This is a genomic window from Ramlibacter sp. (assembly GCF_050250995.1).
Lineage (GTDB): Bacteria > Pseudomonadota > Gammaproteobacteria > Burkholderiales > Burkholderiaceae_C > Ramlibacter.
The window spans coordinates 17,030-41,668 of record NZ_JBFWNP010000046.1; the positions used below are offsets into that span (position 1 = coordinate 17,030).

Consider the following 24,639-nt stretch of genomic DNA (forward strand, 5'->3'; position numbering starts at 1 on the left):
CTTCTTTGTCGCTTCGTTCTTAGTGAGTCGCAGCCGCGCCGCCGGCCGAGGCGCCGGACGCGCCCGGCAGGGCCGCCTGCCGCGCCGGAATCGCCGCCGTCCACACCGCGACGTCTTCCGGCGTCATCGTGCTCGCCGCGGTCAGCCGGCCGTCCACATAGCCGAGTTGTTCCACGTCGTGGAGGTACTGCTCGCGCGACAGCAGCGTGCCCGCGCAGATCTTCGCGTCTTCCGCCGGCGGCCGGCGCACGTCCGCGGTGAGACGGGAGATCAGCTCCTCCATCACCCATGCGGGAATGCGGTCGCGCTCGCCGGGATAGATGAAGCCGAAGAGCGTGAGATGCGCGAACAGCACGCGCCAGTTGGGGCCGAAGCGCTCGACCAGCCCCTTCCAGTCGAGCTGCTCCGCCACGGCCTGGATCAGGTGCGCGACGTCGGCGCCGTCGTAGCGCTCCCGCTCCATGATGAAGGCTTTAGATAGCAGGCTGTCCTCCACGTTCGCCACCTTCACCGGCACGCCCAGCACGTCCGCATCGGCGTTGTCGTGGAACCAGCGGTCGCCCACGGGCGTGACGCCGTTGCCGGAGTTGAAGATGAGGTCGATGAATTCGTCGCCCGCATAGACCTTCGCGAGCCAGTGCGGATAGGTCATTTCGGTACGCCAGCCCTGCGCCTGCATGAGCGCGGCGATGCGGTCGTAGTCCTCGTGGCGGATGAAGAGGTCGAGGTCCTTCGTGGCGCGGCGAATGCCGGTGAAGCAGGCATGCGAGAACGCGCCGCCGACCGGGAACTCGATGCCGTGGTCGGCAAGGGTGCGCAGCGCTCTCCGATAGAAGTCGGCCGTTTGCGGATCGACTTCCTCTTCGAGGGATGGAGCGAGGTTGGTGATGCACATGCGGCGAAGGTAAGCCGGCGGCGTGCGGATGGCGACTCGGCCGGCACGCCCTCGTGCAGGCGCCGCAATGCCTCACCCGTCGTCGGCCCGCGCCTACAAATCCCGGGGGGGATGGACGATAACTGCCCGGTCCGGGACGCGGCAGCATGGGAATGTCTCATCAACAAGAAGCGTCGGCATGCAGAACCGTTCTCCCGCCATGGTGCGTTTCGCTGCCGTGGGCGACCTCCACGCGAACAAGGACTCCGGCGGCGCGCTGCGGCCGCTCTTCGCGCAGGCGTCCGAGGCGGCCGACGTGCTGCTGCTGTGCGGCGACCTCACCGACTACGGCACGGCCGAGGAAGCGAAGGTGCTCGCCGATGAACTGAGTGTCGTCAAGATTCCCATCGTCGCGATCCTGGGCAATCACGACTTCGAATCGGGCACCCCGGAGGTTGTGGTCGACGTCCTCTCCAAGGCCGGCGTGCGGGTGCTCGATGGCGAAGCCACCGAGATCGAAGGCGTCGGCATCGCCGGCACGAAGGGCTTCGCGGGCGGCTTCGGCCGCGGCTCGCTCGGCGGCTGGGGCGAGCCGGCCATCAAGCTGTTCGTGCAGGAGGCGCTCAACGAGGCGCTGAAGCTGGAGTCGGCGCTAGCCAAGCTGCGCACGCGCCGGCGCATCGCGCTGCTGCACTACTCGCCGGTGATCGGCACGATCGAAGGCGAGCCGATGGACATCTTCCCCTTCCTCGGCAGCAGCCGGCTCGAGGAGCCCCTGCTGCGCTACCCGGTCGATGCGGTCTTCCACGGGCACGCGCACCGCGGCAGCCTCGAAGGCAGGACGATGAATGGCGTGCCCGTGTTCAACGTCGCGCGGCCGCTGTTGCTGCGCAAGCGCCCGGACCAGCCGGCGTTCCGCGTGATCGAGTTGCCGCGCGATTCGGAAGAGGCACAGGAGGAGCCGACGCCTGCCTCGGTGTCCGCGCCGGTCTCGTCCAGCGCGGCGGTCGTGGCGAAGTAGCGCGCGCGCTCAGCCCGCAAGCGTCGCGTCCTGCAGCATCGGCAAGGGCGTCACGCCGTCCTGCCGTGCGAGGCGCAGGTCGATCATCGCCTCGAACTCGCTCTTGATGCGCAGGTTGCCGCGACCGTCGGCCGCGGCGATGTCGAAGCCGCCGCGGCAGGTGAGTCCCGTGGTCTCGAGCGGCAGCAGCTTGCGCTGCGTGACGCGCTGGCGCACTTCGACATGGTGGCGATTCTCGAGCACGTAGCGGGGCAGGCCGCCCGCGCTGCCGCCGCGTTCCTCGGCGCGTTCGCAGTCGGCGTCCGGCGCGGCCTGGGCGTCGAACGCCACGTCGCGCACCTGCACGAACTCCTCGTGCAGCGCGTCGCTGCGCCAGTAGCCCGCGAAGGCGTGGCCCTGCAGCAGGAAGATGACCGGATGGATATCGATCGCTTCCATGCAGGCCGCGAGCAGCAGGGCCAGGTCGATGCAGGTGCCGCGTCCCTCGGCCAGCAGCTGGCTGGGCGTGCGCAGGCGCTGCGTGCGTCGGCCGTACGAGGGCGGCGGGTTGATGTAGTCGAGGCGGTACACGTCGAGCAGGGCATACCAGAGCGCCTGCACCTGGCGGTCGACGCAGGCGTAGCGCTGCGCATCGGTGTCGCCGTTCGCATCGACGCCCTGGTAGCCGTCGAAGCCCGCGGCGGGATCGTCGGCGAGCGCGCGCAGGATGCCTTGCGCGGACGCGACGATGCGGGCGACGGCGGGGTCGCGCGGCAGCACGAACGAGGGCAGCCAGCGCCACTCGTCGCGCGCGCCGTCCTGCCATTCGTCGATGGGGCACAGGCCAACGCGATACGTTTCCTCCAGCACGGTCGCGCCCTCGCACGCCACGTGCAGCCGCAGGCTGGTCTGCACGCGCTCCGTCGGCGTGCGGATGAGCGCGGACGTGAGCGGCAGCACGACTTCCTTGTCGATGTCGAGGAAGGCGCGGTCGGCGGGGAGCGCGAGGGTGCGGCGATAGCGCGCCGTGCTTTCCCCCGCCTGCAGTTCCACCGTGACGGCGATGTCGCGAATCTCGCCCTGGCCGTCCGCGCGCGCGATGCGCAGGCGCTGCAGGGGACTCTGGCGGTTGTGCAGCAGCGAGTAGTTGAGGTTGTCGAGCGGGCGGGCCTCCACCGCGATCCGTTGCCACGGGGGCGCTTGCAGCGCCGTGCGGGCACGTGCCGGCTTCCGGGGACGCGGCGCGTTGCGAGAGCGCAGCAGCGCGGTCCCGCTCCACAGGACGATGCAGGCGCCATGCAGCGGCGCGGGTTCGCATCGCAGTGCGTCGAGGGCGCCCGAGAAAGCATCGAGCATGTCGCCGCCGTTGTCCGCGAGCAGCCGGTAGAGCGTGGCGCACAAGAGCGCCGCATGTTCGTCGGGGATCGTGTCGTGGTAGCCGATGGCGAATCGCGCGCCGCGCCGCACGCATTCGGACGCGACGCGCGAGGCGGAGTTGTAGAAGTTGCAGACGATCAGATCCGGCGCGCCTGCGTCGCCGCACAGCGCGGCCGCCAGGACATCGCTCGCCACGAGCTGCGGCGCCTGCGCGTCCGCACCGCGCAGGGCGAGGCCGTCGTGTATCGCCGCATCGCGGTGCGATGGCGCGCCGAGCGCCGCGGCCGCGTGGTTGTCCATGCCCGCCAGGTGCAGCACCGTCGGACGCCGGCCCGCGATCCAGCGGCGCAGCTGCTCGAGCGTCGGGTTGCGCAGGCGTGCGCCGGCGTCGGATGCGTCGGCGCCGAGCGAGCGCAGCATCAGTTCGCCTTCGGACGAAACGCCGCCCTCGCGTGTGCGCGCGCCGGCTGCGCATTCCACGACGGCGGGCCGCGCGAGCCGCACGCCGCCGCGCGAGGACGCGCCCCCGGCCGCGTGGCGCACGACGACCAGCGGCGCATCGCGCCACGGCGACGTCGCCGAAGCCAGCGCGTATTCCCAGGGAAACACCCGCAGCGGCCAGTCGTCGGACTCCTTGCGGCCGAAGGCGAAGGAGACTTCGACCACGCCCGAGGCGGCGATGCGTTCGAGCATTTCGGGCGTGAGGAGGTCGTGCAGCGGCCCGTTGCGGCTGCCGGGGTCCGCGGTCCCCGTCCACCGTTCGCGGTTGCGTGCGATGTACGACCAGCGCAGCGCCGTGGAGGCGAACCGCTCGTCGAGGGACAGGGAGATTTCGCCGGCATCGGCCAGCCGCAAGGTCACCGGGTAGCGCCGCTTCATCGTGCAACTCCATCGAAGCGGGCCGGTGAGCCCGCGCGAAGTGCAGGATGAGCCTATGTCGCGCCGTCCGCCATCAGACGAAAGCCTCGGGGCGGAAGCCGCAGCGACAGCGCCGCGGCCGCGACGAGCAGCGCGCCGGACGCGCCGAAGGCGATCCAGTGCGTGCCGAAGGTCTCGTAGCCCCAGCCGCCCAGCCACGCGCTGAGCATGCCGCCCAGCTGGTGGCCGACGTAGGCCAGGCCGTAGAGCACGCCCACCGTGCGCACGCCGTACACGTCCGCGAGGATCGCCGACGACAGCGCGATGCTGCCGGCCCAGACCAGGCCGCCGATCGTCGCCGCGAGGTACAGCTCGAAGTGCGTGCCGACGACCACCAGGACGAAGAAGCCGATGCCGCGCACGCCGTAGATCGCGGCGAGCAGATGACGGCGCGGGAAGCGGTCGGCCATGCGCCCCAGGACCATCGTGCCGAAGATCGCGACGAAGCCGATCACGCCGATGCCGGCCGCGCTCGTGAAGGCGTCGTAGCCGTGGTCCATCAGCATCGGCACGCCGTGCGTGCCGAGCAGGTTCATCGAGAAGCCGCAGGCGAACATGCCGGCGAAGATCATCCAGAACGGCACGGTGCGCAGCACCTGCGCCACCGAAAGACTTTTCGACGCGGGCGGCGGGTTCGCCACCATGGCCTCGATCTCCGCGGGCAGCAGGTCGGCATGCTCGGGCGCGGCATCGCGGAACACGAAAACGGCCAGCGGAATCGCGATCAGGGTGAAGGCCGCCCCGTAGCCCAGCAGCGTGGCGCGCCAGCCGAAGGTTTCGACCGCGAAGGTCAGCACCGGCGTCATGACGGCGATGCCGGCCATCGACCCCGTCGAGAGGAAGAAAAGCGCCTTGCCGCGCTGCCGCGTGAACCAGTAGGTGATGACGGGCGTGACCGACACCGGGCTTGCAAAGGCGAGGCCGACGGACAGAAGAATGCCGAACGAGAGCAGGAAGGGCGTCGGCGAGGTCGCGAGTACCGCCCAGACGACCGAGACCGCCACCATCGCGACCCCGGCGAGCAGCACGAAGCGTGTGCCGCGCCGCGCGACGAGCCAGCCCGCGAAAGGCATCGCGAGGCCGTAGCAGATCATGCCGACGGCGACGATGGCGGCAAGCAGGCTGCGGCTGAAGCCGAGGTCCCGCGCCATCGGCAGGAAGAAGGGGCCCATGCTGAGCCGCATGCCCGAGGAGAGAAGCGTGAGCAGGCTGGCCGCCGCCACGATGTTCCAGCCGAAATACCACCGGCCGGCTTTGTTCTGTACCACTCGCGCCTCCTTCGCGGCCGATCATATGCGCCCTGTTGCAATGGGACCCGGCGCAGGGTCTTCGCCGCTAGCATCGCGGCATGGTTCATCGATTCCTGCTGCTACTTTCCGTCGCATTCTTCTTTGCGCCGCTCGCGCATGCGCAGTCCTCGCTCGTCGCCCAGCCCCTGCCGCCCGAGCAGTTCGCGGCCTGCGTGAAGGGCCTGGCCGGGCACACAGGCAGCGCGGGCCGGCCCCTGAAGCGCGACGACTTCCTGCGCATTGCGTCCACCGCGAAGTACGACGACCGCGTGCGCCAGTCGATGCTCGTGCAGACGGGCGAGCCCACGTTCTGGTGGGACGACATCGCCGCCACCACCGACGAGCAGCGCGTGGCCGAAGGGCGCGAGGTGCTGGCGCGCGAGGCCGAGTTGCTCGCGAAGATCGAGCAGCGCTTCGGCGTGCCGAGGGAAATCGTGGTCGGCATCTACGGCATCGAGACGAACTACGGACCGGCCGCCGGCCGGATTCCGGTGCTCGACGCGGCCGTGAGCCTGGCCTGCCTGCGGCCGTGCTCACCCGGTGCGGCCACCTGCGGTTCGCGCGAGCGCGCGTACGCCGCCGTGCGCCTGTTGCGCGACAACAAGGTCAAGCCCGAATCCTTCGTCGGCTCCTGGGCCGCCGCCTTCGGCCGCACGCAGTTCGTGCCCGACAGCTACGAGCAGCTCGCGGTCGACATGGATGGCGACGGACTCGCGGACGTGATCGGTTCCCTGCCCGATGCGCTGGCCTCGGCCGCGAACCACCTGCGGCGGCGCGGCGGCTGGATCGCGGGCGCGCCCGTCTACATCGAGGTGAAGGTCCCCGCCGGCCAGCAGCGGGAGTTCACGCCGACGGGCAAATCGATCCGGCTTACGGATCGCGCGATGAAGGTGTCGGAGTGGGCGGCCATGGGCTGGCAGGCGGTCGGCGCGGGCGGCGCGTCGCTGCCCCTGCAGGCGGCGGGCGATCCGGTCGTCGTGCCCTTCCTTCCGGTGGGCCTGCCGGGTCCCGCGTTCCTCGTCTCGCGAAATTTCAACACGATCTTCCGCTACAACAATTCGGACCGCTACGTGATGGAGGTGGCGGTGCTGGCGAACAAGCTGGCCGGCGGTCCGGGCATCGTCACGCCGTGGCCGACGGACGATCCGGGCCTGTCGCGTGCGGAGGTGAAGGAGTTGCAGGCCTGGCTGATGCAGCGGGGCCATGCGCTGGTGACGGCCGATGGGGTGATGGGGCGCAACACGCGCGACGCCATCGAGGCCGAGCGCGCCCGTAAGGGGCTGCCCGCGGGGCGCCGCGTGGGCCAGCGCACGATGCGGCTGCTGATGCAGTAGCCGCACGCGCCGCCGGGGCGCGCGGCGCGCTCAGTGCAGGGCGCTCAGCTCGACGGCGGGAACCGCGAGTTCGCGGCCCACCATGGCGCGTGCGAAGAAGTAGTTGTTGCGGGCGCGCTCGCTCAGGTGGTCGAGGTCCACTTGGCCACCGGCATCGCAGGGGAAGGCATAGCCTCGGCCGGCGTCGAACAGGGAACGGAAGCGCAGCTGGTATTCGGCGGTCGTCATGTTCATGATGCTTCTCCGGTGGGTATTGCCTTCGATGGTTCCACTATGGAACACGGACCGGGGAACCTCCATCATCCTTTGGCCTGTCCGCGGCGCGACGTTTGTCCGCCATCGGCGTCGTCGCCCGCCGATGCCTATAGGAAACGTCTTACCGCATCAGTAACGGAATCTCACCGGCCAGCTCGCGGGCCAGGAAGCCGACCATGCCGTGGCGTTCGGCCAGCGCGAGCCCCGCACGCGCATGCAGCGCGACGCCCCAGACCACGGCCTGCTCGAGCGTGGCGCCGCGCGCGGCCAGGCCGGCAATGACCCCGGCCAGCACGTCGCCCGAGCCCGAGGTGGCCAGGCCCGGCGCGTGCATCTCGTGCCGCCACAGCTCGCCTTCGGGTGTGGCGACCCAGGTGGCGGCGCCCTTCAGCGCGACCGTGGCGCCCCAGGCGTTCGCGTGCCGCACAACGGCGTTGCGCGGGTCGTCCTCGATGTCTTCCTTGCGTTCGCCGGTGAGATGGGCCATTTCCCCGGCGTGCGGCGTCAGGGCGAACGGGCGGCGGTGACGCATGCCGTCGCGCACGGCGTCCATCGCCAGCGCGTCGAGGATGAGCGCGCCGTCGCCGCAGCGCGGCATGAGCGCGTGCACCAGCTCAACCGTCGCGGCCGTGTCCATCATGCCGGGGCCGATGAGCACGGCCGATGCGGATTCGGCGACCTTGCACAACTGTTCGACCACGCCCGGCGCCGGTCCGCCCTCGGGCGTTTCGTCGAGGGGAATGACGCGCGCCTCCGGCAGGGCGGCGGCGACGATGGGCCAAGCGCTTCGCGTCGTGGCGACGGCGAGCTTGCCGGCGCCCGCGCGCAGCGCCGCGATGCCCGAAAGCACGGCGGCCCCGGGGATCTCCGGACTGCCCGCGACGATGAGCACGCGCCCGCGCCCTTCCTTGTCGCAATCCGCTTCGGGCAGCGGCAGCGGCCAGCCCGACAGCAGCGCGTCGTCGACTTCGATGTGCGGCTTCATGGCTTGGGCGCCACCGGCTGGTCGGGCGCCGCCGTGACGGGCGCGCCGGCTTCGACGAGGGGCGCGATGAAGTTCACGAGCGCGGGCAGGAGCGCGCTGCGCTGCGCATCGAGCTGCCAGGAGGTCACGCCGCAGTTGGGCACGTCGCCCGTTGCGTCAATGGCGAGGATCTGCGCCTCGTCGAGGTTGTCCACGAGATAGCGCAGGCAGTTGACGATGACCTGGTGCGCGACGACGAGCACGCGCTCGCCGCCGTGCTCGCGCGTCATCATCTCCGTGAGGCTGCGCAGCCGCAGGATCACGTCGCACCAGCTCTCGCCGCCGGGCGGGCGGAAGTAGAACTTGCCGACGTGCGACCGCTGTTCGTGCAACTCGGGAAACTGTTGCTGGATGCCGTGCTTCGTCAGGCGGTCGAGCACGCCGAATTCCTTCTCGCGCACGCGCTCGTCGACGCGCAGGCGCACGTCGCGGCCGGACTGGAGGCCGGCGTGTTCCATGACGAGGCGCGCGGTCTCTCGCGCGCGCACATACGGCGAGCAGAGGATCACCTGCGGGCGCGCTTCGAGCGGCATGTCGCGAAACCACCGCCCGAGCGCGATGGACTGCTGCACGCCGAGGTCGGACAGGGGCGTGTCGATGTCGCGCCACTGCACGTCGATGTGCGGGAGGCCCGCGGCCTCGGCGGCGTCGCGCGCGACATTGCCCGCGCTCTGTCCATGGCGCGCGATCCACAGGGTCTGGGGCCAGTGCTCCTTCATTGCGCTGCAGTGTTGCAGGCGCGGGGCGTCGGAGCTGTCGAGAGATGCTGGCAGGGTTTGTAGGAGCAGGTCTTGGCGGTTCGCGCGAGTTGCTCTTGGCGCCTGGGCACCGATTGCCCCATCCTGGCGCAGGGCGGGTGCCGCGATAGCATGCGGATCGCCCATGACCGCGCCGATCACGTTCGTCTCCGAAATGATTCCGACAAACCTCGTGGAGGGAGTCGCGCCCGTGCGGCTGCAATTGCTGGTCGCCAGGCCCGAGGGCGCCGGCCCATTCCCCACGCTGGTCTTCAACCACGGTTCGACGGGTACGGCCCGTTCACCCGCCATGTTCAGGCGCGCGGTAAAGCACGACGCGCTGGCCGATTACTTCTTGCGCCGCGGGTGGATGGTGATCTTCCCCCAGCGGCGCGGCAGGGGGAAGTCGGACGGCCTCTATGACGAGGGTCTGGCGCCGGGTCGCGTCGGTTACTCGTGCGACGCCCGAGTGGCTCTAAGCGGCGCCGAGCGAGCGCTCGACGACGTTGCCGCTGTCATGGATCACGTCGATCTTCGGGCGGACGTACTGAAAGGCAAAACCATCATCGGCGGCGCTTCGCGCGGCGGAGCGCTTGCGATGGCTTACGCGTCGCGGAATCCGGACTCCGTGGTAGGCGTGGTCAACTTCAATGGAGGCTGGCTGGGTCAGGGCTGCGTCGGATACGAGCGGATCAATCCCGAGTTGTTTCGCGACGCGGCGCGATTCCAGGGACCCACGACCTGGCTGTACGGGACCAAGGATAACTACTATCCCATTGCGCACTGTCGCGGCATCTTCGACGACTTTATCTCGAAGGGCGGACGAGGCGATTTCCACGCCGTTCGCGGAGGCGGCCACATGCTGGTCCTGAGACCTGAGTTCTGGCGATCGGCTCTCGACCAGCTTCACGCCCACCTCTAGGGAAACGCTCAACGAGGTCACCACGCCGCTAGCCCACCACCCGCGCGACCACTTCCCACCGGCAAGTCCGCCGCGCCTCGTAAAGCAACTCTCCCTCGTGCGGCCTTTGACCCAGGCGCTCCAGCGACACCGGTTGCAGCACTTGTTCGCCGCGCGTCGCATAGTTCAAGACGACGAACGGAAGGAGGCCCACCCAGCTGCGCCACTGGCTGCGGTAGCGCAGGCACAAACCGAGGTAACGCAGCCGGTCGCGCGGCGGAATGGGGACAGATGTGGCCGGTCCGTTCGCGTCGATCGGATTGAGCACGCGGAAAAGCGGCTTCGGCACGCCGTGCTTGTTGTAAAGCGGAAACTGCCGCACGCGCTCCAGCAGCCCGCGCCGCGCCGCCGCCTGCACCACGAGCGCGTGCAGCGCGTCGTGGTCCTGGTGGCCACCTTCCCATGCGGGCACATACACGACATCGTCGCCATCGAGGGCAGCCAGGCGTCGCTCGATCCAGTGAGTCGCATCTGCCGCGCGTTCGGCGATCGCGCCGTCGCCGATACCGAGTTCGCGGCCCGCGAAGCGCACTGCATCGGCACGCACGCCCAGCGCCGCGAGGACCGACAGGCTCTCCGCATCGCGCTCCTGTGAAGTCACGCCGCGGCACTCGCCGTCGGTGAGGTAGATGCATTCGACAGCGCGCCCCGCGGCGCGCTCCGCCTCGAGCTGGCGGAACACGCCGAACTCGTCGTCCTGGTGCGCGAAGAAGAAGACCGCGCGGCCGTGCGGCAGGTCAATAGGCATCGAAATCGAGGAAGGTGAAGCTCACGTCGTCGGCGGCCAGCCGAGCGTGGCGTCCGTCGAGAGAGAGGTAGATCAGGTTCAGCGGCGAAGGCTTCAGCCGCTCGGGAATGGCGACGTACGTGCGAGGTCGGCGCGCACGAGTCTGCAAGCCGAGGTGCAGGCGCAGCGGACCGGGCGCGGAGTGCGAGCGGGCCATGTCCGGCGCATGATCGAGCGGATATTCGCAGTACGCGGAGAGCAGCGGCCCCGCTGCACGCGCGTGGCATTGCAGCACGCCGTGCGCGACGCGCGCATGGACCTCGTTCGCCGGGCTCGACGCGCGCCAGCCGGCCGCGGCGGGCGACCAGGTGCGGCGAAACGCCGCCGATGCGATGGCGGCGGCATCGATCCCGATGGCGCCCACGCCGATTTGCGCGTCGAGCGGCCGCACGAGCTGGAAGCCGAGCTTGCGCACGAATCCCGGCGTGCTGTTCGCATTCGCGACGCCGTAGACCGCCGAGAACCCGGCCTGCGCCGCCGCGTCGTACGTCGCCTGCGCCAGCCGCGTGAACAGTCCCCGGCCCTGATGCGCAGGGTGCGTCGCCGTGTTCAGCGACAGCAGCACGCGCGAAGCGCGTCCGTCGATCATGGCCGTGGCGGGTATGCAGGCATAGTGCGCGGCGAGGGTGTCGCCCTCGTGCGCGTCGAAGCCGGCGACGGGTCCGTCGGGGTTGTCGAGGTAGAGCCAGCGAAGATAGGGCACCGTGAATTTCGCCGTGCCCGGAAAGCACGCCGCCATGAGGGCGGCGTGGCGAGTCAGCCACGTGTCGTCGGCGGGGATCGCTCGAAACTCCACCGCTTCAGCTCCGTCGCGCCGTCACCACGAGGATGTCGCTCGGAAAAAAGCGCAGGAAGGGCACCGCGGCGCCCACCACGATGCAGGCCGCGAGCGCGCGGGGGACGCCGATGGAGGCGCTGTGCCGCATGCGGTGGTACAGCCCGCGCAGCCGCACGGCGGGCAGCGTGGAAAAGCGCGGCTCGCCGAAGCCGTGGACGGCCAGCAGGCGCGCGAGGTTGTCCTTGTTAAAGTAATGCAGGTGCGGCGACACCAACCCCTTTTGCCACATTCGCTCGAACGGCCCGCGCAGGCCGAGGCGGTGCAGCAGCTTCGCTGCGCGGTAGATCGCGCCGTCGCTGCACGGCAGGTTGAGCACGAGCAGGCCGCCCGGGTCGAGGTGCGCGCGGCATGCGTCGAGCGCCGCGTGCGGATCGGGCAGGTGCTCGAAGACGTCGTTGAACGTGATGACGTCGAAACGCTCGCCGGTGTCGAGCGCCTGCGGAAAATAGCCGCCCACGAGCTCGACGCCGGCCGCGCGCGCCATCGCGCGCACGTGATCGTCGGGCTCGAGGCCGATGGCCTGGAGACGCTCGCGCGCCGTCCGCACGAACCAGCCATGGGCCGCGCCCACGTCCAGCAGGCGGGCCTCGCGCGGCGTGCGCCCGCCTTCGGCCAGGCGCTCGCAGATGCGATCGAGCAGCAGCCGGAAGTTGTGCTGGCGCAGCGCCTTCAGGCCGATCTCGCGCGACGCTTCGTCGATCGCGGTTTCGGTGTCGTGCGTGTTGATCGCGGGCCGCAGGCTGGCGGATTCGTAGCCGCAGGCGGCGCATTCCCGGTGCCACGGCGCCAGCCCCGTGCGTAGCGGCCCCGCGCAGATGCCGCAGCGTCCGCCCCCGGCGGCCAGCGCGATGTCGGGGGTCGCGGCGGCCATCGTTTTCGTCATCGCGTGGATCATAGCGGCGCTCATTCCGCCGGTTCAGTCGCCGGACGAGCACAGCCATCTCGCGCGGGTGTACCTGCTGTCGGCGGGCGAGGTTTCGGTGAACGGCTCGCCCGCGCAGGGTCCGGGCGGGTACGTGGACGCGGCGCTGCCGAAGTTCTTCGACGCCTACCTGAAGACGGTCGCGGTGCGCTACGACGCGCGCCTCGATGCGGCGCAGCAGGCCGAGGTGCGGGCGCTGCGCTGGAGCGGCGAGCGCGCGTTCCAGCCGCTGCACGGCGCGGGGTTCTACTTCCCGGCGGTGTACCTGCCCCAGGTGGCGGCCTTCGCGCTGGGCCGCGCGATCGACCTGAGCGTGTTTCATACCTACTGGCTCGCGCGCCTCTTCTGCATCGCCGTGTGCGTGGGTCTGGTTGCCGCCGCGATGCGGATCGCGCGGCCTCCGCCCGCGGCCATGGCCGTGCTCCTGCTGCCCATGTCGGTGTTCCAGGCGCTGTCGCCCACCATCGACGGCCTGACGATGGCGCTCACCCTGCTGGCGCTGGCGTGCTGCCAGCGCCTGGTGCCGGCGCGGGAGGGGAGATCAGAAGGGGCGGAGCGTGGCCTGTTCATGGCGATGTGCCTGTGCTGCGTGCTGGTCTGCACCACTCGCCTGCACATGCTGCCGCTGCTGGCCTTGCCGCTGTTCGCGGCCTGGCGGCGGCGCTCGGGACGCGAAGGCCTCGCGGGCATGGTCACGCTCGCGGCCGTCGGCGGCTGGCTCGCGTTCGCGATGGCGACGGCGGTCGACACGCGCGTCGACAAGGGCGCGGGCGCGGCGCAGATCCTGGCCTTCTACCTGCGCGATCCGCTCGCCTTCGTCGAGGTCGTGCGGCGAAGCGTTGCCGATCCGCAACTCGGCCGCTTCTATGCGGACTCCTTCATCGGCGTGCTGGCCTGGCTCGATACGCGCTTGCCGTCGCCGGCCTATCCCGCCCTGTGGCTTGGCCTCGCGCTGCTCGTCGTGGTCTCCGCCTTCCTGCGCGACCGCGTGCCCGACGGCGGCTGGCGTGCGCTGCTCGTGTTCTGCGGACTTGCCAGCGGACTGATGGTGTTCCTCGCACTGCTCGTCTCGTGGACGCCCCATCCCGCGAGCACGGTGCAGGGCGTGCAGGGCCGCTATTTCCTCGGGCCGGCGCTGCTGCTGGCGTGGGCGGCCGGCACGCCGCAGGCGGTGGCGGGGTGGCGGCGGGGCGCCTGGCTGCTCGCCGTGGGCGCGTTCGCCGTGGCTTCGCTGGGCGCGCTCGTCGTGACGCTTGCCGCCCGGTACGCCTAGGCCCATACGGCCGTATCGTTGCGGTGTCGCTCGCGAAGGCGCACGCTGCGCCCCAACGACGTCGCCGACCCATGGACCCCCGCTTCGACACGCTTTGCCTCCTGATGGACGAGATCGGCCCGCGCGCGCGCGATTTCACCATCGTGATGCAGGACGGCCTGGCCAGCTGGGCGCTCGAATACGAGGGCGGCCGGCGCGTTCACGTCTCCGCGCGCGAGGAGCCGCCTCGCGTCGAGATCATGGTCGAGGTCTGTGCTTTCCCGCAGTGCGGGCCGGCCGAGGTCCTCAAGATGCTCATGATGTTCAACTTCATGTCGGCCGACACGGCGGGCGCGCGCATGGCGCTGTGCAGCCCGGACGACACGGTCTATGTCGTGCGCGACCTCCCGCTCGACGAGGCGCAAGGCCTGCGGCTCGAGTCCGCGATCGCCCGGCTGGCGAGCATCGCGAGCCTGTGGGCCGACTTCGTCGACAACGCGGCGAATGGCTCCGCCCGGAGCCCGAGGGACAACGCGTCCGTCGGGCAGTTCGCCTGAGATTTTTCTTCGAGGATCGAATCGTGCCCATCAACCCGATCACCGCGCTTCCCTTTTCGCCCCTTACCCCCCCATTGCAGGACAAGGCGCCACCGAGCGCATCGACGCTGCCGTCGATGCAGGTTCTCCGGGACGACAATCGCGCGGGAATGGAAGCGCTGTGGAGACGGCACTCGACCGCGCCGTCCTCGCAGATGTTCTGCGGCGTCTGAAGCTCCGGCGCACGCTCAGGGCAACTGGGCGCTTGCCATCCGCGCCACGATCGTCGAGGCGCGGCTCGCCAGGTAGCCCGAATTCGGCACCTTCTCGAAATACTTCGGCCGGGGCAGCATCACCGCGAGCCGCGCCGCCTCGTAGGCCGACAGCCGCGCCGCCGGCTTGCGGAAATAGTGCTGCGCCGCCGCCTCGGCGCCGAATACGCCTTCGCCCCATTCGACGCTGTTGAGGTAGATCTCCAGGATGCGCCGTTTCGACAGCATGCGCTCCAGCGCGAACGCCAGCACGAACTCCTGCCCCTTGCGCAGCAGCGTGCGCTCGCCGGACAGGAGCAGATTCTTGGCGAGCTGCTGCGTGATCGTCGATCCACCCACGATCTTCGGCGCACGCGCCGGGGCGGCATTGGGCCGCGAGGCGCGCTTCGCCGCCTGCGCCTCGGCCTTTGCGTTGCGCTCCCACGCCTTCTCGATCGCCTCCCAGTCCACGCCGTCGTGTCCGGTGAAGCCATCGTCCTCCGAGGCGATCACGGCGCGCTTGAGGTTGTCCGACACGCTCGCATAGGGCACCCACTGCTGCCGCCACGGCAGCCGCCCCTTCTCGGAAGCGATGCGCCATGCTTCGGAGCGCTGGAACGTCGTGGACTCCGGGTCGATCGCGGCGGCCATCGCGATGCGCGCCAGGAAGAAAAGCTGCAATGCGGCGGCGGCGACGAGCACCAGCAGGAGCCAACGCAGGAGGGCGCGCATGGCGGCCAGTGTCAGCCGAGCGTGGCGCGCAACTCGCCGAGCACCTGCGCGGCGGGCGGGCGCACGCCGCGCCAGACGAAGAATGACTCGGCGGCCTGCTCGACGAGCATGCCCAGGCCGTCGCGCGCGACCGCGCCGTGTTCGCTCGCCCAGGCCGCGAAGCCGGCCGCGGCCGGGCCGTACATCATGTCGTAGGCCAGCGCGCCCGCGCGCAGCACGGAGGGCGCAACGGGTACCGCCGCGCCGCTCAGGCTGGCCGCGGTCGCATTCACGACGACGTCGAACGGCTCGCGCACGGCCTCGATCGGCTCGACCTCGAGCGTCACGCCCTGCGCCTGCGCGAGCGCACGGTGATGCGCGACCAGTTCGTTGGCCTTGCCGACCGTGCGGTTGACGACCACGATGCGCGCGGGACGCGCCTCGAGCAGCGGACCCAGCACGCCGGCCGCCGCGCCGCCCGCGCCGACCAGCAGCACCTGCGCGCCCGCGAGTTCCACGCCGGCATTGCGCACGATGTCGTCGACGAGACCGACGCCGTCGGTGTTGTCGCCGTGAATCGCGTCGCCGTCGAACCGCAGGGTGTTGCATGCGCCGGCGAGGCGCGCGCGGGGCGAAAGCTCGGTGGCGACGCCGTGCGCCTCGAACTTGAAGGGCACGGTGACGTTGCAGCCGCGCGCGCCTTCGGCGCGGAGTTCGCGCACCGTGGCCGCGAAGCCGTCGAGCGGCGCGAGCCGCTTGCCGTACCGCATGGCCTGGCCCGTGAGTTCGGCGAAGCGCGCGTGGATCCACGGCGACTTGCTGTGTTCGACCGGGTTGCCCAGCACGTAGTAGGAGTCCATGGTGTCCGAAAAAAAGAAGCGCTAGCGCTAGCGCGAGGTGAGTTTCGTCTCGAGCGTCTCTTCGCGCGTGAACTTGAAGCGCGACACCACCACGATCTGGTCGGCGCGCCGTCGCATCGCATCGCTGAACCGACCGAAGGGCGCCGCGGCGCGCGCGATGCTCTGCGCGCGGCGGTCGAGCGTGAGATTGCCCGAGGTCTCGACCACTTCGGTGTCGAGCACCTGACCGTCGTGGTTGACGGTGACGATCATCGTCAGCTCGCCATACATCTTCTTGCCCGCGGCCTCGGGGAAATTCTGCGTGCCGCGATCCTCGATGCGGCGGCGCAGCGCGTCGTAGTAGACCGCATACACCTCCTCGCGCGTCGCGGGGCTGATGTAGCGCTTGCGCGGCTTGGAGTTTTCCTCGTTGATGCGCCGCTCGATCTCGGCCAGCAGCTTGACAAGGTGCCGCCGCTTCTCCTCGCGCGCCTGCGCCTCCGGGTTTTGCGAGGCGACGAGCGGGTCGGGCGGGGGCATGGCGGCCAGCGCCTGCTTGATCTGCGCGAGCAGCAGCATCTGCTGCTCCTGCATCGCCTCGACGCGCCGGTTGGCCTCCTCGGCCGAATCGCCGATTTCGGAAAGCGCCGATGGCGGCAGGGGCGAAGTGGCGCGGCCCTTCTCGACGTCGCCGCCGCCCGCGAGCGAGCGCTGCGCGATGGCCTGCGCGCGGTCGGGCCGCTCGCTGGAGTGCGCGTTGACCAGGATCACCTCGAGCGGGGTGTCCTGGAACACGCGGTTGAAACCTTCGGGGTCGACGAAGCGCAGCGTCAACAGGGCGGCATGGACGGCGACGGAAACGCCAAGCGCGATCTGCAGTGTGCTGGGGGGCTTCACGAGGCCGGATTATCGCCCGGCACGGCCTCGGCCTCGCCGACATCGACGGCGATCGCGATCGGACCGGCGACGGGTTCCTGCTCGCCGTCCTCCTCCTCCGCAGGCAGGGCCTCGGCAGTCCCGGCCGCGGTGTCGAGCCGCTCGACGACGGTGCCGCGCACGTCCAGCGCGATGGGGTCGATCTCGCCCAGCTTCACGCGAACCCGCGCGCCGCGCGGCAGATCGTTGGCGCCGAGCACCGGCACGACGAGGGGCAGGTCGTCGGCGCGCACCAGGCCGTCCTTGAAGACGACGCCGGTGATCTCGTCCAGACCGTGCTGCTCGAGGTACTTGAGCGTCCAGAACCGCTCCATCGTCGCCTGGTGGCCGTTGTACGCGCCATAGGCGGCGTCGAAGCCGGAAATGATGGAAAAGAGTTCGGCGTCCTTGGGCTTGAACGGCGCGGCGAGCGCCGCCGTGCGGCCGTGCCGGGCCGCAGCGATGATCTGCCACTGGTTCACGAGGTCGGTGTAGCGGCGCAGCGGCGAGGTGCTCCAGGCATAGCTCTTCACGCCGATGCCCGCGTGCGGCAGCGACTTCGTGCCCATCCGCACCTTCACGCCCGGCGCGAGGCTCGCCTGGCTGCGGTAGATCGCGGGCACGCCGAGGTCGGCGAGCCACTGGCCCCAGCTGCTGTTGGCGAGGATCATCGCCTCGGCCACGATCAGGTCGAGCGGCGCGCCGCGGCGGCGGGTCGTGATCTCCACCGTCTCGTCGCCCACCGGCTCCGCGCCGTCGTGGCCCGCGAGGCGGAAGTTGTAGTCGGGGCGGTTGAAGGTCTCGGGCTTGCCGCGCACGACCTCGCGCAGCGACTTCAGCTGCCGCGCGAGGCGAAACAGGAAGGAGAGCTCGGGACGGAAGCGCGCCGCGGCCTCGGGCGCGGTGCCGGGCGAAGCGGGGTCTGCGAGCCAGTCCTCGGTGACGTGCGCATCGAGCTGGTCGTGCCGCAGGTTGGCGGCGATGGGGACCCGCTCGAGACGCGTCTCGCTCGACTTCGGCAGCAGGCTGGCCTCGTCGAACGTGACGTACAGCGACACGGCGGGGCAGTCGCGGCCTTCCTGGAGCGTGTACGTCTGCACCACGTCGTCGGGCAGCATGGTGATCTTGTAGCCGGGCATGTAGACCGTCGACAGGCGCTGGCGAGCGATCTGGTCGAGCGGCGTCCCCGGCGCGATGGCGAGACCCGGGGCGGCGATGTGGACGCCCACGGTGACCTCCCCGCTGCCCAGGCCCTGCACGGAGAGCGCGTCGTCGATCTCGGTCGTGGCCGAGTCATCGATCGAGAACGCGGCGGCGGGGGCGAGCGGCAGCTCTTCCGCGATGGCGGGCGCGGCCAGCGGCGCGAAGCCGGCGCCGCGCGGGAAGAATTCCAGCATGAAGCGCCGGAAGTGGAACTGGTAGGGCGAGTCGATCGCCCCTGCGTCGTGCAGCAGGTCGAGCGGCGCCTTGTGCGTGCCGCGCGAAGCCTCGACCACCGCCTTGTATTCGGGCGCGTTCTTGTCGGGCTTGAAGAGGATCTTGAACAGTTGCTCGCGGATCGCGGGCGGGCAGCTGCCCGCCGCCAGCTCGCTCGCCCAGGCCGCGATCTGCGCCTGCTGCTGCTGCTTCTTCTCGATGGCGACGAGTGCCTGCTTGACGATCTCGGCCGGCGCCTTGCGAAAGCGCCCCTTGCCGGCGCGCCGGAAATAGTGCGGCGCTTCGAACAGGCGCAAGAGCGCGGCCGCCTGCTGCGCGAGCGTGGCCTTGTCGCTGAAATAGTCGCGCGCCAGGTCGGCGAAGCCGAACTCCTCTTCGGGCGCGAATTCCCAGGCGATGTCGAGTTCGATCGACTGCGCGATCTCGCCCGCCTCGCGCAGCAGCTCGGCGGGCTGGGGCTTGTCGAACTTCAGCAGGGCGTTCGCGCCCTTGACCTTCACGCGCTTGCCGCTGTCGAGCTCGACCTGCAGGGACGACTCCGCTTCGGACAACACCCGGCCGGCCTGGAATTTGCCGCCTTCTTCGAACAGAACGTACATGAGGGATTCTCCCATGGGGGCGATGACGAGCCGTCGTCGTCCCGGCGAAAGCGGGGACCCGGGGCTTTCAGGAAAGGCCGAGGAAGGCGAACACCTCGTCGACGTGGTCGTCGAAATCCGAGAGCGCGTGGTCGCTGCCTTCGAGCAACTTCACCCGCGCGCCCGGATAGCGCCCGGTCATCTCGCGCCAGTCGAGCACCTCGTCGCCCTTGGCGATGACCGCGAAATAACTCTCGGGGTGTTTCACGGGCCCGCATTCGAGCGCGCGCAACTCGTCCACGAATTCCGGCGCGAAATGGAAGCGCTCGGCCGGATCGTGCCACGACGCCTGCTCGCCGACGTACTTCGCCAGGTCGCGCGAGGCGTGGACGGCCGGATTGAGGAGCACCGCCCGGCAGCCCGTGCGCTCGGCCACGTGGGTCGCATAAAAGCCGCCGAGCGAGGAGCCGATCACGCCCATGGTTTCGCGGGGCCAGGACGCGATGCCCGCCATCAGCATCGACAGGGCGGCCCTCGGCGAAGGCGGCAGCTGCGGGCACCACCACACCACGTCGGGATGGCGCTCGCGCATGCGCTGCGCCACCTGCAACGCCTTCGTCGACTGCGGGGACGAGCGAAAGCCATGGAGGTACAGCAGATGAGTAACGGGGCGTGCGGTCATCGACCCGGCGATCATGCCACCGGAGATAATCGGCTCCGATGTCCGCCGTCTTCGAGAACCCCACGCTGCGCCACCGGCTCGCACCCCTGCTGCAGGGCTTCGACGGCCCGCTCGCGTTCGCCGTGTTCCTCCTTGCCATGGCCGGGCTGCTGACCATGTATTCGTCCGGCTTCGACCACGGAACGCGGTTCTTCGATCATGGCCGCAACATGCTCATCGCCGGCGTGCTGATGTTCGTGATCGCCCAGATCCCGCCGCAGCGGCTGATGAGCTTCGCGATTCCGCTTTACACGCTGGGCGTCGCGCTGCTGATCGCGGTGGCCATCTTCGGCATCACCAAGAAGGGGGCGAAGCGCTGGGTGAACGTGGGCGTGGTGATCCAGCCGAGCGAGATGCTCAAGATCGCCGTGCCGCTGATGCTCGCCTGGTGGTTCCAGAAGCGGGAGGGCCAGTTGCGCCCGCTCGATTTCCTCGTGGGCGGCGCGCTGCTCGCGCTGCCGGTCGGGCTCATCATGAAGCAGCCCGACCTCGGCACGTCGCTGCTCGTGCTCGCCGCCGGCCTTTCGGTGATTTTCTTTGCCGGCCTGTCCTGGAAGCTCATCGTGCCGCCGGTGGTCCTGGGCCTCGTCGCGTTGGTTCTGATCGTGGTCTTCGAGCCCCAGCTGTGCGCGGAGGGCAACCGCTGGCCGATCCTGCACGACTACCAGCAGCAGCGCATCTGCACGCTGCTCGACCCCACGAAGGACCCGCTGGGCAAGGGCTTCCACATCATCCAGGGCATGATCGCCATCGGTTCGGGCGGCATCTTCGGCAAGGGCTTCATGCAGGGGACGCAGACGCACCTGGAGTTCATCCCCGAGCGGACCACCGACTTCATCTTCGCCGCGTTTTCCGAGGAGTTCGGACTCATCGGCAACCTCTGCCTGATCGCCGGCTTCATCTTCCTCATCCTGCGCGGGCTGGCCATCGCGCTCGAGGCCTCGACGCTGTTTTCGCGGCTGCTCGCCGGCGCCGTGACCATGATCTTCTTCACCTATGCCTTCGTGAACATGGGCATGGTCAGCGGCATCCTGCCGGTGGTGGGGGTGCCTCTGCCATTCATCAGCTACGGCGGCACCGCGATGGTGACGCTGGGCATGGCGCTCGGCATCCTGATGTCCATCGCCAAGGCGAAGCGGCTCGTGCAGACGTGAAGCGCGTCGCGGTTCCCACCCGCCTAGAATGATTCCATGATCGCCCGCGAACCCACCATCGAACGCCTCGCCGTCGCCCGCTCGCTCCTGCTGGAGCCTTTCGGCCTCGACGAGACCCATCTCTCGCGCGCGCTGGCCGAGATCCACGCGCACAAGGTGGACGACGCCGACCTGTACTTCCAGTACACGCGCAGCGAGGGCTGGAGCCTCGAAGAGGGCATCGTCAAGACCGGCAGTTTCAGCATCGACCAGGGCGTCGGCGTGCGCGCGGTGACCGGCGAGAAGACCGCCTTCGCGTATTCCGACGACATTTCCGAAGCGTCGCTGCTCGACGCGGCGCGCACCGTGCGCACCATCGCGAGCGTGGCGAAGAACGCGCGGGTGAAGGTGCCCGCGCAGAAGATCGCGCGGAGCCGCTCCCTCTACAACGGCGTCGACCCCATCTCCACGCTCGACAGCACGGCCAAGGTGAAGCTGCTGGAGAAGGTCGAGCAGGAAGCGCGCAGGCGCGACCCGCGCATCGTGCAGGTGATGGCCGGCCTCGCGAGCGAATACGACGTGGTGATGGTCGCGCGCGCCGACGGCACGCTGGCCGCCGACGTGCGGCCGCTGGTGCGCCTGTCGGTCACGGTCATCGCCGAGCAGGACGGCCGCCGCGAGATGGGCTCGGGCGGCGGCGGCGGGCGCTTCGGCCTCGCCTATTTCGACGACGGGCAGATCGACGCTTACGTGTCCGACGCGGTGAAGGCCGCGCTCACCAACCTCGAGTCGCGCCCCGCGCCGGCCGGCGAGATGACCGTGGTGCTCGGCCCCGGCTGGCCCGGCGTGCTGCTGCACGAGGCGGTGGGCCACGGCCTCGAGGGCGACTTCAACCGCAAGGGCTCGAGCGCGTTCTCGGGCCGCATCGGCGAGCGCGTCGCGGCCAAGGGCGTGACCGTGCTCGACGACGGCACCATCGCCGACCGCCGGGGCTCGCTGAACGTCGACGACGAGGGCAACACCTCGCAGCGCAACGTGCTGATCGAGGACGGCATCCTGCGCGGCTACATCCAGGATTCGCTGAATGCCCGCCTCTCGGGCGTCGCGCCCACCGGCAACGGCCGCCGCGAGAGCTACGCGCACATCCCCATGCCGCGCATGACCAACACCTACATGCTCGGCGGCGAGCGCGATCCGCAGGAGATCGTGGCGAGCATCAAGAAGGGCCTGTACGCCACCAACTTCGGCGGCGGCCAGGTCGACATCACTTCCGGCAAGTTCGTCTTCTCGGCGAGCGAGGCCTTCTGGGTCGAGAACGGCAAGATCCTGTATCCCGTGAAGGGCGCGACCATCGTCGGCAACGGACCCGATGCGCTCACCCGCGTGAGCATGATCGGCAACGACATGAGGCTCGACACCGGCGTAGGCACGTGCGGCAAGGAAGGCCAGAGCGTGCCGGTGGGCGTGGGGCAGCCGACGCTGCGCATCGACGCGCTGACGGTCGGCGGCACGGCGTGATCCGCTTGAAGCGTGCGCCGCGATGAGATCGTCGCGGCTGCGGATCGACCCGCAATCGAATTTCCCGAGCATCAACACCTTCGGGGAACTGAGCCAGTTCCTTCGGGCGGCGAATGCGGACGACGACAGCCGGCGCGTCTCCGAGAGCCTGAGCCAGCTTGCCTCGCACGTGGAGGCGATCGTCGCGGCGCTGCGGCTCAATCGCATCCGCGCGCAGGTCGCGCCGCTGCTCGTGGACCTGCTGACGGTGCTGCGCGCCCACCGGCAGATGATCGTGGCGCTCGAACTGCCGTGGCGCGGGCTGTACGAGTACGCGGGCTACCTGCAGGCGCTCAACAACTTCCGCGTGCTGATCGGCCAGTGGCTGCTCGAAGGCGGCTCGGCAAGCACCGAGCTCGCGCTCACGGCCGAGGATTTCGAACTCGTCGCCTGGCGCACGCTGGGCGAGGGCATGCTGATGATCGACATGTACGAGCAGTGGATCGGCCAGGAGTCGAACGCGCCGGGCGCTGCCGACCCGCCACCCACGTCGGCCTTGGGCGCGCTCGAGGAGCCGCAGGTGCGCCGCGCGATCCAGTGGTGGAAGCGTCTGCGCTTGTGATACATTTCCCTGCAATGCGTCCCGCGTCCCATTTCTTCTTTTCCTACTTTTGGTTCTCCACGCCACCGGCGGTCGAGAGGTCCACGCGTACGAACAGCAGGTAACGCAGGAACGAACGAACCAACCGCCGGACCCCCGGCGGTTTTTTTATGCCCGCGATTCTTTGGAATTCACCGATCAACGCACTCGAGAGGACCCCGCGATGAGCCCGAAACCCGCCGCCAGCGACACCTGGTATGCGCATCCCGTCGACAAGACCAGCAAGACCGACGACGAACGCATCAAGGACATCACCGTGCTGCCGCCTCCCGAACACCTGATCCGCTTCTTCCCCATCCGCGGCACGCCCGTGGAAACGCTGATCGCCGACACGCGCCGCCGCATCCACAACATCATGGCGGGGCAGGACGACCGCCTGCTGGTGGTGATCGGCCCGTGCTCCATCCACGACCCCGCCGCCGCGCTCGACTACGCGCGCCGCCTGAAGGAGGTCCGGACGAAGTACGCCGACACGCTGGAGATCGTGATGCGCGTGTACTTCGAGAAGCCGCGCACGACGGTGGGCTGGAAAGGCCTCATCAACGACCCCTACCTCGACGAGAGCTACCGCATCGACGAGGGCCTGCGCATCGCGCGGCAGCTCCTGATCGAGATCAACCGGATCGGCCTGCCGGCGGGCAGCGAGTTCCTCGACGTGATCTCGCCGCAGTACATCGGCGACCTGATCGCGTGGGGTGCCATCGGCGCGCGCACGACCGAGAGCCAGGTCCACCGCGAACTCGCCTCGGGGCTGTCCGCGCCCATCGGCTTCAAGAACGGCACCGACGGCAACATCAAGATCGCGACCGACGCCATCCAGGCCGCCGCGCGCGGCCACCACTTCCTGTCCGTCCACAAGAACGGCCAGGTCGCCATCGTGCAGACCAACGGCAACAAGGACTGCCACGTCATCCTGCGCGGAGGCAAGGCGCCCAACTACGACGCGCCCAGCGTGGCCGCCGCCTGCAAGGAACTCGCGGCCGCGAAACTCGCGCCCACGCTCATGGTCGACTGCAGCCACGCGAACAGCAGCAAGCAGCACGAGAAACAGGTCGAGGTGGCGCGCGAGATCGGCAAGCAGATCGCCGCCGGTTCGCGCAGCGTGTTCGGCGTGATGGTCGAGAGCCACCTCGTCGCGGGCGCGCAGAAGTTCACGCCGGGCAAGGACGATGCGGGCACGCTCGAATACGGCCAGAGCATCACCGATGCGTGCATCGGCTGGGGCGATTCGCTCCAGGTGCTCGACGCGCTCTCGGCCGCGGTGGCAGCGCGACGCGCGCGTTGATCCGCACGGTGGGGCGAGGCATCGATGAGACCATTGTCTGGTGATCGGGCAATGGGCGCGTGGCAAATTGGGCGCGAGCCGCGCATCCCGTGCGGCGAGAGCATCGCACCATGCCCATCGAGCTTCCCGTCCTCCGTCTCGGCGTCGCCGGATTCTCGGCCGCCCAGCAGGAGCAGGCGCGCCAGCTGCTGAAGGCGCCGTCGCTCGCGCCCCTGTCCTGGCAACTGCATCCTTTCGCCGAGGCGGACGCCTGGTGGCTCGAGCCGAGCCGCACGAAGCGCATGCCCGGCGGCCTGCTCCAGGTCGACTCGGCGACGCCCCGCGAGCCGCCCATCCAGCTGACCCTCGCCGACATCGACCGCCCCGTCGCCTGGGGCGCCTCCGGTCCCATGACCGCGACGGCCAAGGGCCTGCGCTTCGATCTCGACCAGCCGCACACCGCGCACGCCGTGCTCGCCCAGTTCGGCAAGCAGCTCCATGCCGTCGCGGTGCAGTTAGATCGGAAGA

25 protein-coding genes are annotated in these 24,639 nt (G+C 69.7%); 11 read left to right on the top strand and 14 right to left on the bottom strand.

The window, feature by feature from the left end:
• Window positions 1-19 precede the first annotated feature (19 nt).
• Window positions 20-895, bottom strand: a complete 876-nt coding sequence (locus AB7E83_RS22055) for a nucleotidyltransferase (RefSeq protein WP_428572971.1) — start codon at window positions 893-895, stop codon at window positions 20-22.
• Between the two features lie 178 nt (window positions 896-1,073).
• On the opposite strand from AB7E83_RS22055, the gene AB7E83_RS22060 reads away from it, so the two are divergent.
• A complete protein-coding gene (locus AB7E83_RS22060) occupies window positions 1,074-1,895 on the top strand; it encodes a metallophosphoesterase family protein (RefSeq protein ID WP_428572972.1) in 822 nt (273 codons plus the stop codon).
• 9 nt (window positions 1,896-1,904) lie between these two features.
• Here AB7E83_RS22060 and AB7E83_RS22065 read toward each other — a convergent pair whose 3' ends face one another.
• Complete coding sequence (locus AB7E83_RS22065) at window positions 1,905-4,130, bottom strand: hypothetical protein (protein ID WP_428572973.1); 2,226 nt, start codon at window positions 4,128-4,130, stop codon at window positions 1,905-1,907.
• A gap of 53 nt (window positions 4,131-4,183) precedes the next feature.
• The gene (locus AB7E83_RS22070; RefSeq protein WP_428572974.1) at window positions 4,184-5,437 is read right to left on the bottom strand and encodes an MFS transporter; all 1,254 of its coding nucleotides are present in this window, start codon (window positions 5,435-5,437) and stop codon (window positions 4,184-4,186) included.
• Window positions 5,438-5,517: 80 nt separating this feature from the next.
• Between AB7E83_RS22070 and AB7E83_RS22075 the strand changes: the two genes are divergently transcribed.
• Window positions 5,518-6,792: a lytic murein transglycosylase gene (locus AB7E83_RS22075; protein WP_428572975.1), complete on the top strand. Its 1,275-nt coding sequence runs from the start codon at window positions 5,518-5,520 to the stop codon at window positions 6,790-6,792.
• A 30-nt stretch (window positions 6,793-6,822) separates the two neighbouring features.
• Here the strand turns inward: AB7E83_RS22075 and AB7E83_RS22080 are convergent, their stop codons facing one another.
• From AB7E83_RS22080 to AB7E83_RS22090, 3 genes are all read right to left on the bottom strand, one after another.
• Complete coding sequence (locus AB7E83_RS22080) at window positions 6,823-7,026, bottom strand: hypothetical protein (protein ID WP_428572976.1); 204 nt, start codon at window positions 7,024-7,026, stop codon at window positions 6,823-6,825.
• Between the two features lie 142 nt (window positions 7,027-7,168).
• Entirely contained in the window at window positions 7,169-8,032 is an 864-nt protein-coding gene (locus AB7E83_RS22085; RefSeq protein WP_428572977.1) for an NAD(P)H-hydrate dehydratase, read from the bottom strand.
• Entirely contained in the window at window positions 8,029-8,790 is a 762-nt protein-coding gene (locus AB7E83_RS22090) for a histidine phosphatase family protein (protein ID WP_428572978.1), read from the bottom strand. Before AB7E83_RS22090 ends, AB7E83_RS22085 begins: the two co-directional genes overlap by 4 nt.
• A 163-nt stretch (window positions 8,791-8,953) precedes the next feature.
• Here AB7E83_RS22090 and AB7E83_RS22095 point away from each other — a divergent pair, with 163 nt between their 5' ends.
• Window positions 8,954-9,730 carry an alpha/beta hydrolase family protein gene (locus AB7E83_RS22095; protein ID WP_428572979.1) on the top strand — a complete coding sequence of 259 codons (777 nt, stop codon included), beginning with the start codon at window positions 8,954-8,956 and terminating at the stop codon, window positions 9,728-9,730.
• Window positions 9,731-9,758: 28 nt separating this feature from the next.
• Here the strand turns inward: AB7E83_RS22095 and AB7E83_RS22100 are convergent, their stop codons facing one another.
• Genes AB7E83_RS22100 through AB7E83_RS22110 form a run of 3 tightly spaced genes read right to left on the bottom strand, consistent with a single transcriptional unit; the run spans window position 9,759 to window position 12,265 of the window.
• Window positions 9,759-10,517, bottom strand: coding sequence for a PIG-L deacetylase family protein (locus AB7E83_RS22100; RefSeq protein WP_428572980.1), 759 nt, complete (start codon window positions 10,515-10,517; stop codon window positions 9,759-9,761).
• Window positions 10,507-11,352 carry a GNAT family N-acetyltransferase gene (locus AB7E83_RS22105; RefSeq protein WP_428572981.1) on the bottom strand — a complete coding sequence of 282 codons (846 nt, stop codon included), beginning with the start codon at window positions 11,350-11,352 and terminating at the stop codon, window positions 10,507-10,509. Before AB7E83_RS22105 ends, AB7E83_RS22100 begins: the two co-directional genes overlap by 11 nt.
• A 4-nt stretch (window positions 11,353-11,356) precedes the next feature.
• The gene (locus tag AB7E83_RS22110; protein ID WP_428572982.1) at window positions 11,357-12,265 is read right to left on the bottom strand and encodes a class I SAM-dependent methyltransferase; all 909 of its coding nucleotides are present in this window, start codon (window positions 12,263-12,265) and stop codon (window positions 11,357-11,359) included.
• Here AB7E83_RS22110 and AB7E83_RS22115 point away from each other — a divergent pair.
• The 3 genes from AB7E83_RS22115 to AB7E83_RS22125 all read left to right on the top strand — a co-directional run bounded on the left by AB7E83_RS22115 (window position 12,243) and on the right by AB7E83_RS22125 (window position 14,337).
• Window positions 12,243-13,589, top strand: coding sequence for a DUF2142 domain-containing protein (locus AB7E83_RS22115; protein WP_428572983.1), 1,347 nt, complete (start codon window positions 12,243-12,245; stop codon window positions 13,587-13,589). The two genes, AB7E83_RS22110 and AB7E83_RS22115, sit on opposite strands and share 23 nt — an antisense overlap.
• Window positions 13,590-13,660: 71 nt before the next feature.
• Window positions 13,661-14,125: a type III secretion system chaperone gene (locus AB7E83_RS22120; protein WP_428572984.1), complete on the top strand. Its 465-nt coding sequence runs from the start codon at window positions 13,661-13,663 to the stop codon at window positions 14,123-14,125.
• 23 nt (window positions 14,126-14,148) lie between these two features.
• Window positions 14,149-14,337: a hypothetical protein gene (locus AB7E83_RS22125; protein ID WP_428572985.1), complete on the top strand. Its 189-nt coding sequence runs from the start codon at window positions 14,149-14,151 to the stop codon at window positions 14,335-14,337.
• A gap of 15 nt (window positions 14,338-14,352) precedes the next feature.
• On the opposite strand, the gene mtgA is transcribed toward AB7E83_RS22125, so the two are convergent.
• The 5 genes from mtgA to AB7E83_RS22150 all read right to left on the bottom strand — a co-directional run bounded on the left by mtgA (window position 14,353) and on the right by AB7E83_RS22150 (window position 19,517).
• Complete coding sequence (mtgA, locus tag AB7E83_RS22130) at window positions 14,353-15,087, bottom strand: monofunctional biosynthetic peptidoglycan transglycosylase (RefSeq protein ID WP_428572986.1); 735 nt, start codon at window positions 15,085-15,087, stop codon at window positions 14,353-14,355.
• A gap of 11 nt (window positions 15,088-15,098) precedes the next feature.
• Window positions 15,099-15,926, bottom strand: a complete 828-nt coding sequence (gene aroE / locus AB7E83_RS22135; RefSeq protein WP_428572987.1) for a shikimate dehydrogenase — start codon at window positions 15,924-15,926, stop codon at window positions 15,099-15,101.
• 27 nt (window positions 15,927-15,953) lie between these two features.
• Window positions 15,954-16,802, bottom strand: a complete 849-nt coding sequence (locus AB7E83_RS22140; RefSeq protein ID WP_428572988.1) for an energy transducer TonB — start codon at window positions 16,800-16,802, stop codon at window positions 15,954-15,956.
• Window positions 16,799-18,856: an RNB domain-containing ribonuclease gene (locus AB7E83_RS22145; protein WP_428572996.1), complete on the bottom strand. Its 2,058-nt coding sequence runs from the start codon at window positions 18,854-18,856 to the stop codon at window positions 16,799-16,801. Before AB7E83_RS22145 ends, AB7E83_RS22140 begins: the two co-directional genes overlap by 4 nt.
• Before the next feature lie 67 nt (window positions 18,857-18,923).
• Window positions 18,924-19,517 carry a YqiA/YcfP family alpha/beta fold hydrolase gene (locus AB7E83_RS22150; RefSeq protein WP_428572989.1) on the bottom strand — a complete coding sequence of 198 codons (594 nt, stop codon included), beginning with the start codon at window positions 19,515-19,517 and terminating at the stop codon, window positions 18,924-18,926.
• Between the two features lie 38 nt (window positions 19,518-19,555).
• Between AB7E83_RS22150 and rodA the strand changes: the two genes are divergently transcribed.
• The 5 genes from rodA to AB7E83_RS22175 all read left to right on the top strand — a co-directional run.
• The gene (gene rodA / locus AB7E83_RS22155) at window positions 19,556-20,710 is read left to right on the top strand and encodes a rod shape-determining protein RodA (protein WP_428572990.1); all 1,155 of its coding nucleotides are present in this window, start codon (window positions 19,556-19,558) and stop codon (window positions 20,708-20,710) included.
• 36 nt (window positions 20,711-20,746) lie between these two features.
• Window positions 20,747-22,207 carry a metalloprotease TldD gene (gene tldD, locus AB7E83_RS22160; RefSeq protein ID WP_428572991.1) on the top strand — a complete coding sequence of 487 codons (1,461 nt, stop codon included), beginning with the start codon at window positions 20,747-20,749 and terminating at the stop codon, window positions 22,205-22,207.
• Between the two features lie 22 nt (window positions 22,208-22,229).
• Entirely contained in the window at window positions 22,230-22,808 is a 579-nt protein-coding gene (locus tag AB7E83_RS22165) for a hypothetical protein (protein WP_428572992.1), read from the top strand.
• Window positions 22,809-23,010: 202 nt separating this feature from the next.
• Window positions 23,011-24,132 carry a 3-deoxy-7-phosphoheptulonate synthase gene (locus AB7E83_RS22170; protein ID WP_428572993.1) on the top strand — a complete coding sequence of 374 codons (1,122 nt, stop codon included), beginning with the start codon at window positions 23,011-23,013 and terminating at the stop codon, window positions 24,130-24,132.
• Window positions 24,133-24,242: 110 nt separating this feature from the next.
• A partial coding sequence (locus AB7E83_RS22175; RefSeq protein WP_428572994.1) for a hypothetical protein occupies window positions 24,243-24,639 on the top strand: 397 nt, incomplete at its 3' end.

Excerpts from the sequence above, each read along its gene's own strand:
- AB7E83_RS22055 (WP_428572971.1), bottom strand. The coding sequence starts at position 895 with ATGTGCATCACCAACCTCGCTCCATCCCTCGAAGAGGAAGTCGATCCG.
- AB7E83_RS22090 (WP_428572978.1), bottom strand. The coding sequence starts at position 8,790 with ATGAAGGAGCACTGGCCCCAGACCCTGTGGATCGCGCGCCATGGACAG.
- AB7E83_RS22115 (WP_428572983.1), top strand. The coding sequence starts at position 12,243 with ATGTCGGGGGTCGCGGCGGCCATCGTTTTCGTCATCGCGTGGATCATA.
- AB7E83_RS22120 (WP_428572984.1), top strand. The coding sequence starts at position 13,661 with ATGGACCCCCGCTTCGACACGCTTTGCCTCCTGATGGACGAGATCGGC.
- aroE (WP_428572987.1), bottom strand. The coding sequence starts at position 15,926 with ATGGACTCCTACTACGTGCTGGGCAACCCGGTCGAACACAGCAAGTCG.
- AB7E83_RS22080 (WP_428572976.1), bottom strand. The coding sequence starts at position 7,026 with ATGAACATGACGACCGCCGAATACCAGCTGCGCTTCCGTTCCCTGTTC.
- AB7E83_RS22100 (WP_428572980.1), bottom strand. The coding sequence starts at position 10,517 with ATGCCTATTGACCTGCCGCACGGCCGCGCGGTCTTCTTCTTCGCGCAC.
- AB7E83_RS22110 (WP_428572982.1), bottom strand. The coding sequence starts at position 12,265 with ATGGCCGCCGCGACCCCCGACATCGCGCTGGCCGCCGGGGGCGGACGC.
- AB7E83_RS22065 (WP_428572973.1), bottom strand. The coding sequence starts at position 4,130 with ATGAAGCGGCGCTACCCGGTGACCTTGCGGCTGGCCGATGCCGGCGAA.
- AB7E83_RS22145 (WP_428572996.1), bottom strand. The coding sequence starts at position 18,856 with ATGTACGTTCTGTTCGAAGAAGGCGGCAAATTCCAGGCCGGCCGGGTG.
- AB7E83_RS22165 (WP_428572992.1), top strand. The coding sequence starts at position 22,230 with ATGAGATCGTCGCGGCTGCGGATCGACCCGCAATCGAATTTCCCGAGC.
- AB7E83_RS22075 (WP_428572975.1), top strand. The coding sequence starts at position 5,518 with ATGGTTCATCGATTCCTGCTGCTACTTTCCGTCGCATTCTTCTTTGCG.
- tldD (WP_428572991.1), top strand. The coding sequence starts at position 20,747 with ATGATCGCCCGCGAACCCACCATCGAACGCCTCGCCGTCGCCCGCTCG.
- AB7E83_RS22060 (WP_428572972.1), top strand. The coding sequence starts at position 1,074 with ATGCAGAACCGTTCTCCCGCCATGGTGCGTTTCGCTGCCGTGGGCGAC.
- AB7E83_RS22085 (WP_428572977.1), bottom strand. The coding sequence starts at position 8,032 with ATGAAGCCGCACATCGAAGTCGACGACGCGCTGCTGTCGGGCTGGCCG.
- AB7E83_RS22170 (WP_428572993.1), top strand. The coding sequence starts at position 23,011 with ATGAGCCCGAAACCCGCCGCCAGCGACACCTGGTATGCGCATCCCGTC.
- AB7E83_RS22150 (WP_428572989.1), bottom strand. The coding sequence starts at position 19,517 with ATGACCGCACGCCCCGTTACTCATCTGCTGTACCTCCATGGCTTTCGC.
- mtgA (WP_428572986.1), bottom strand. The coding sequence starts at position 15,087 with ATGCGCGCCCTCCTGCGTTGGCTCCTGCTGGTGCTCGTCGCCGCCGCC.
- rodA (WP_428572990.1), top strand. The coding sequence starts at position 19,556 with ATGTCCGCCGTCTTCGAGAACCCCACGCTGCGCCACCGGCTCGCACCC.
- AB7E83_RS22095 (WP_428572979.1), top strand. The coding sequence starts at position 8,954 with ATGACCGCGCCGATCACGTTCGTCTCCGAAATGATTCCGACAAACCTC.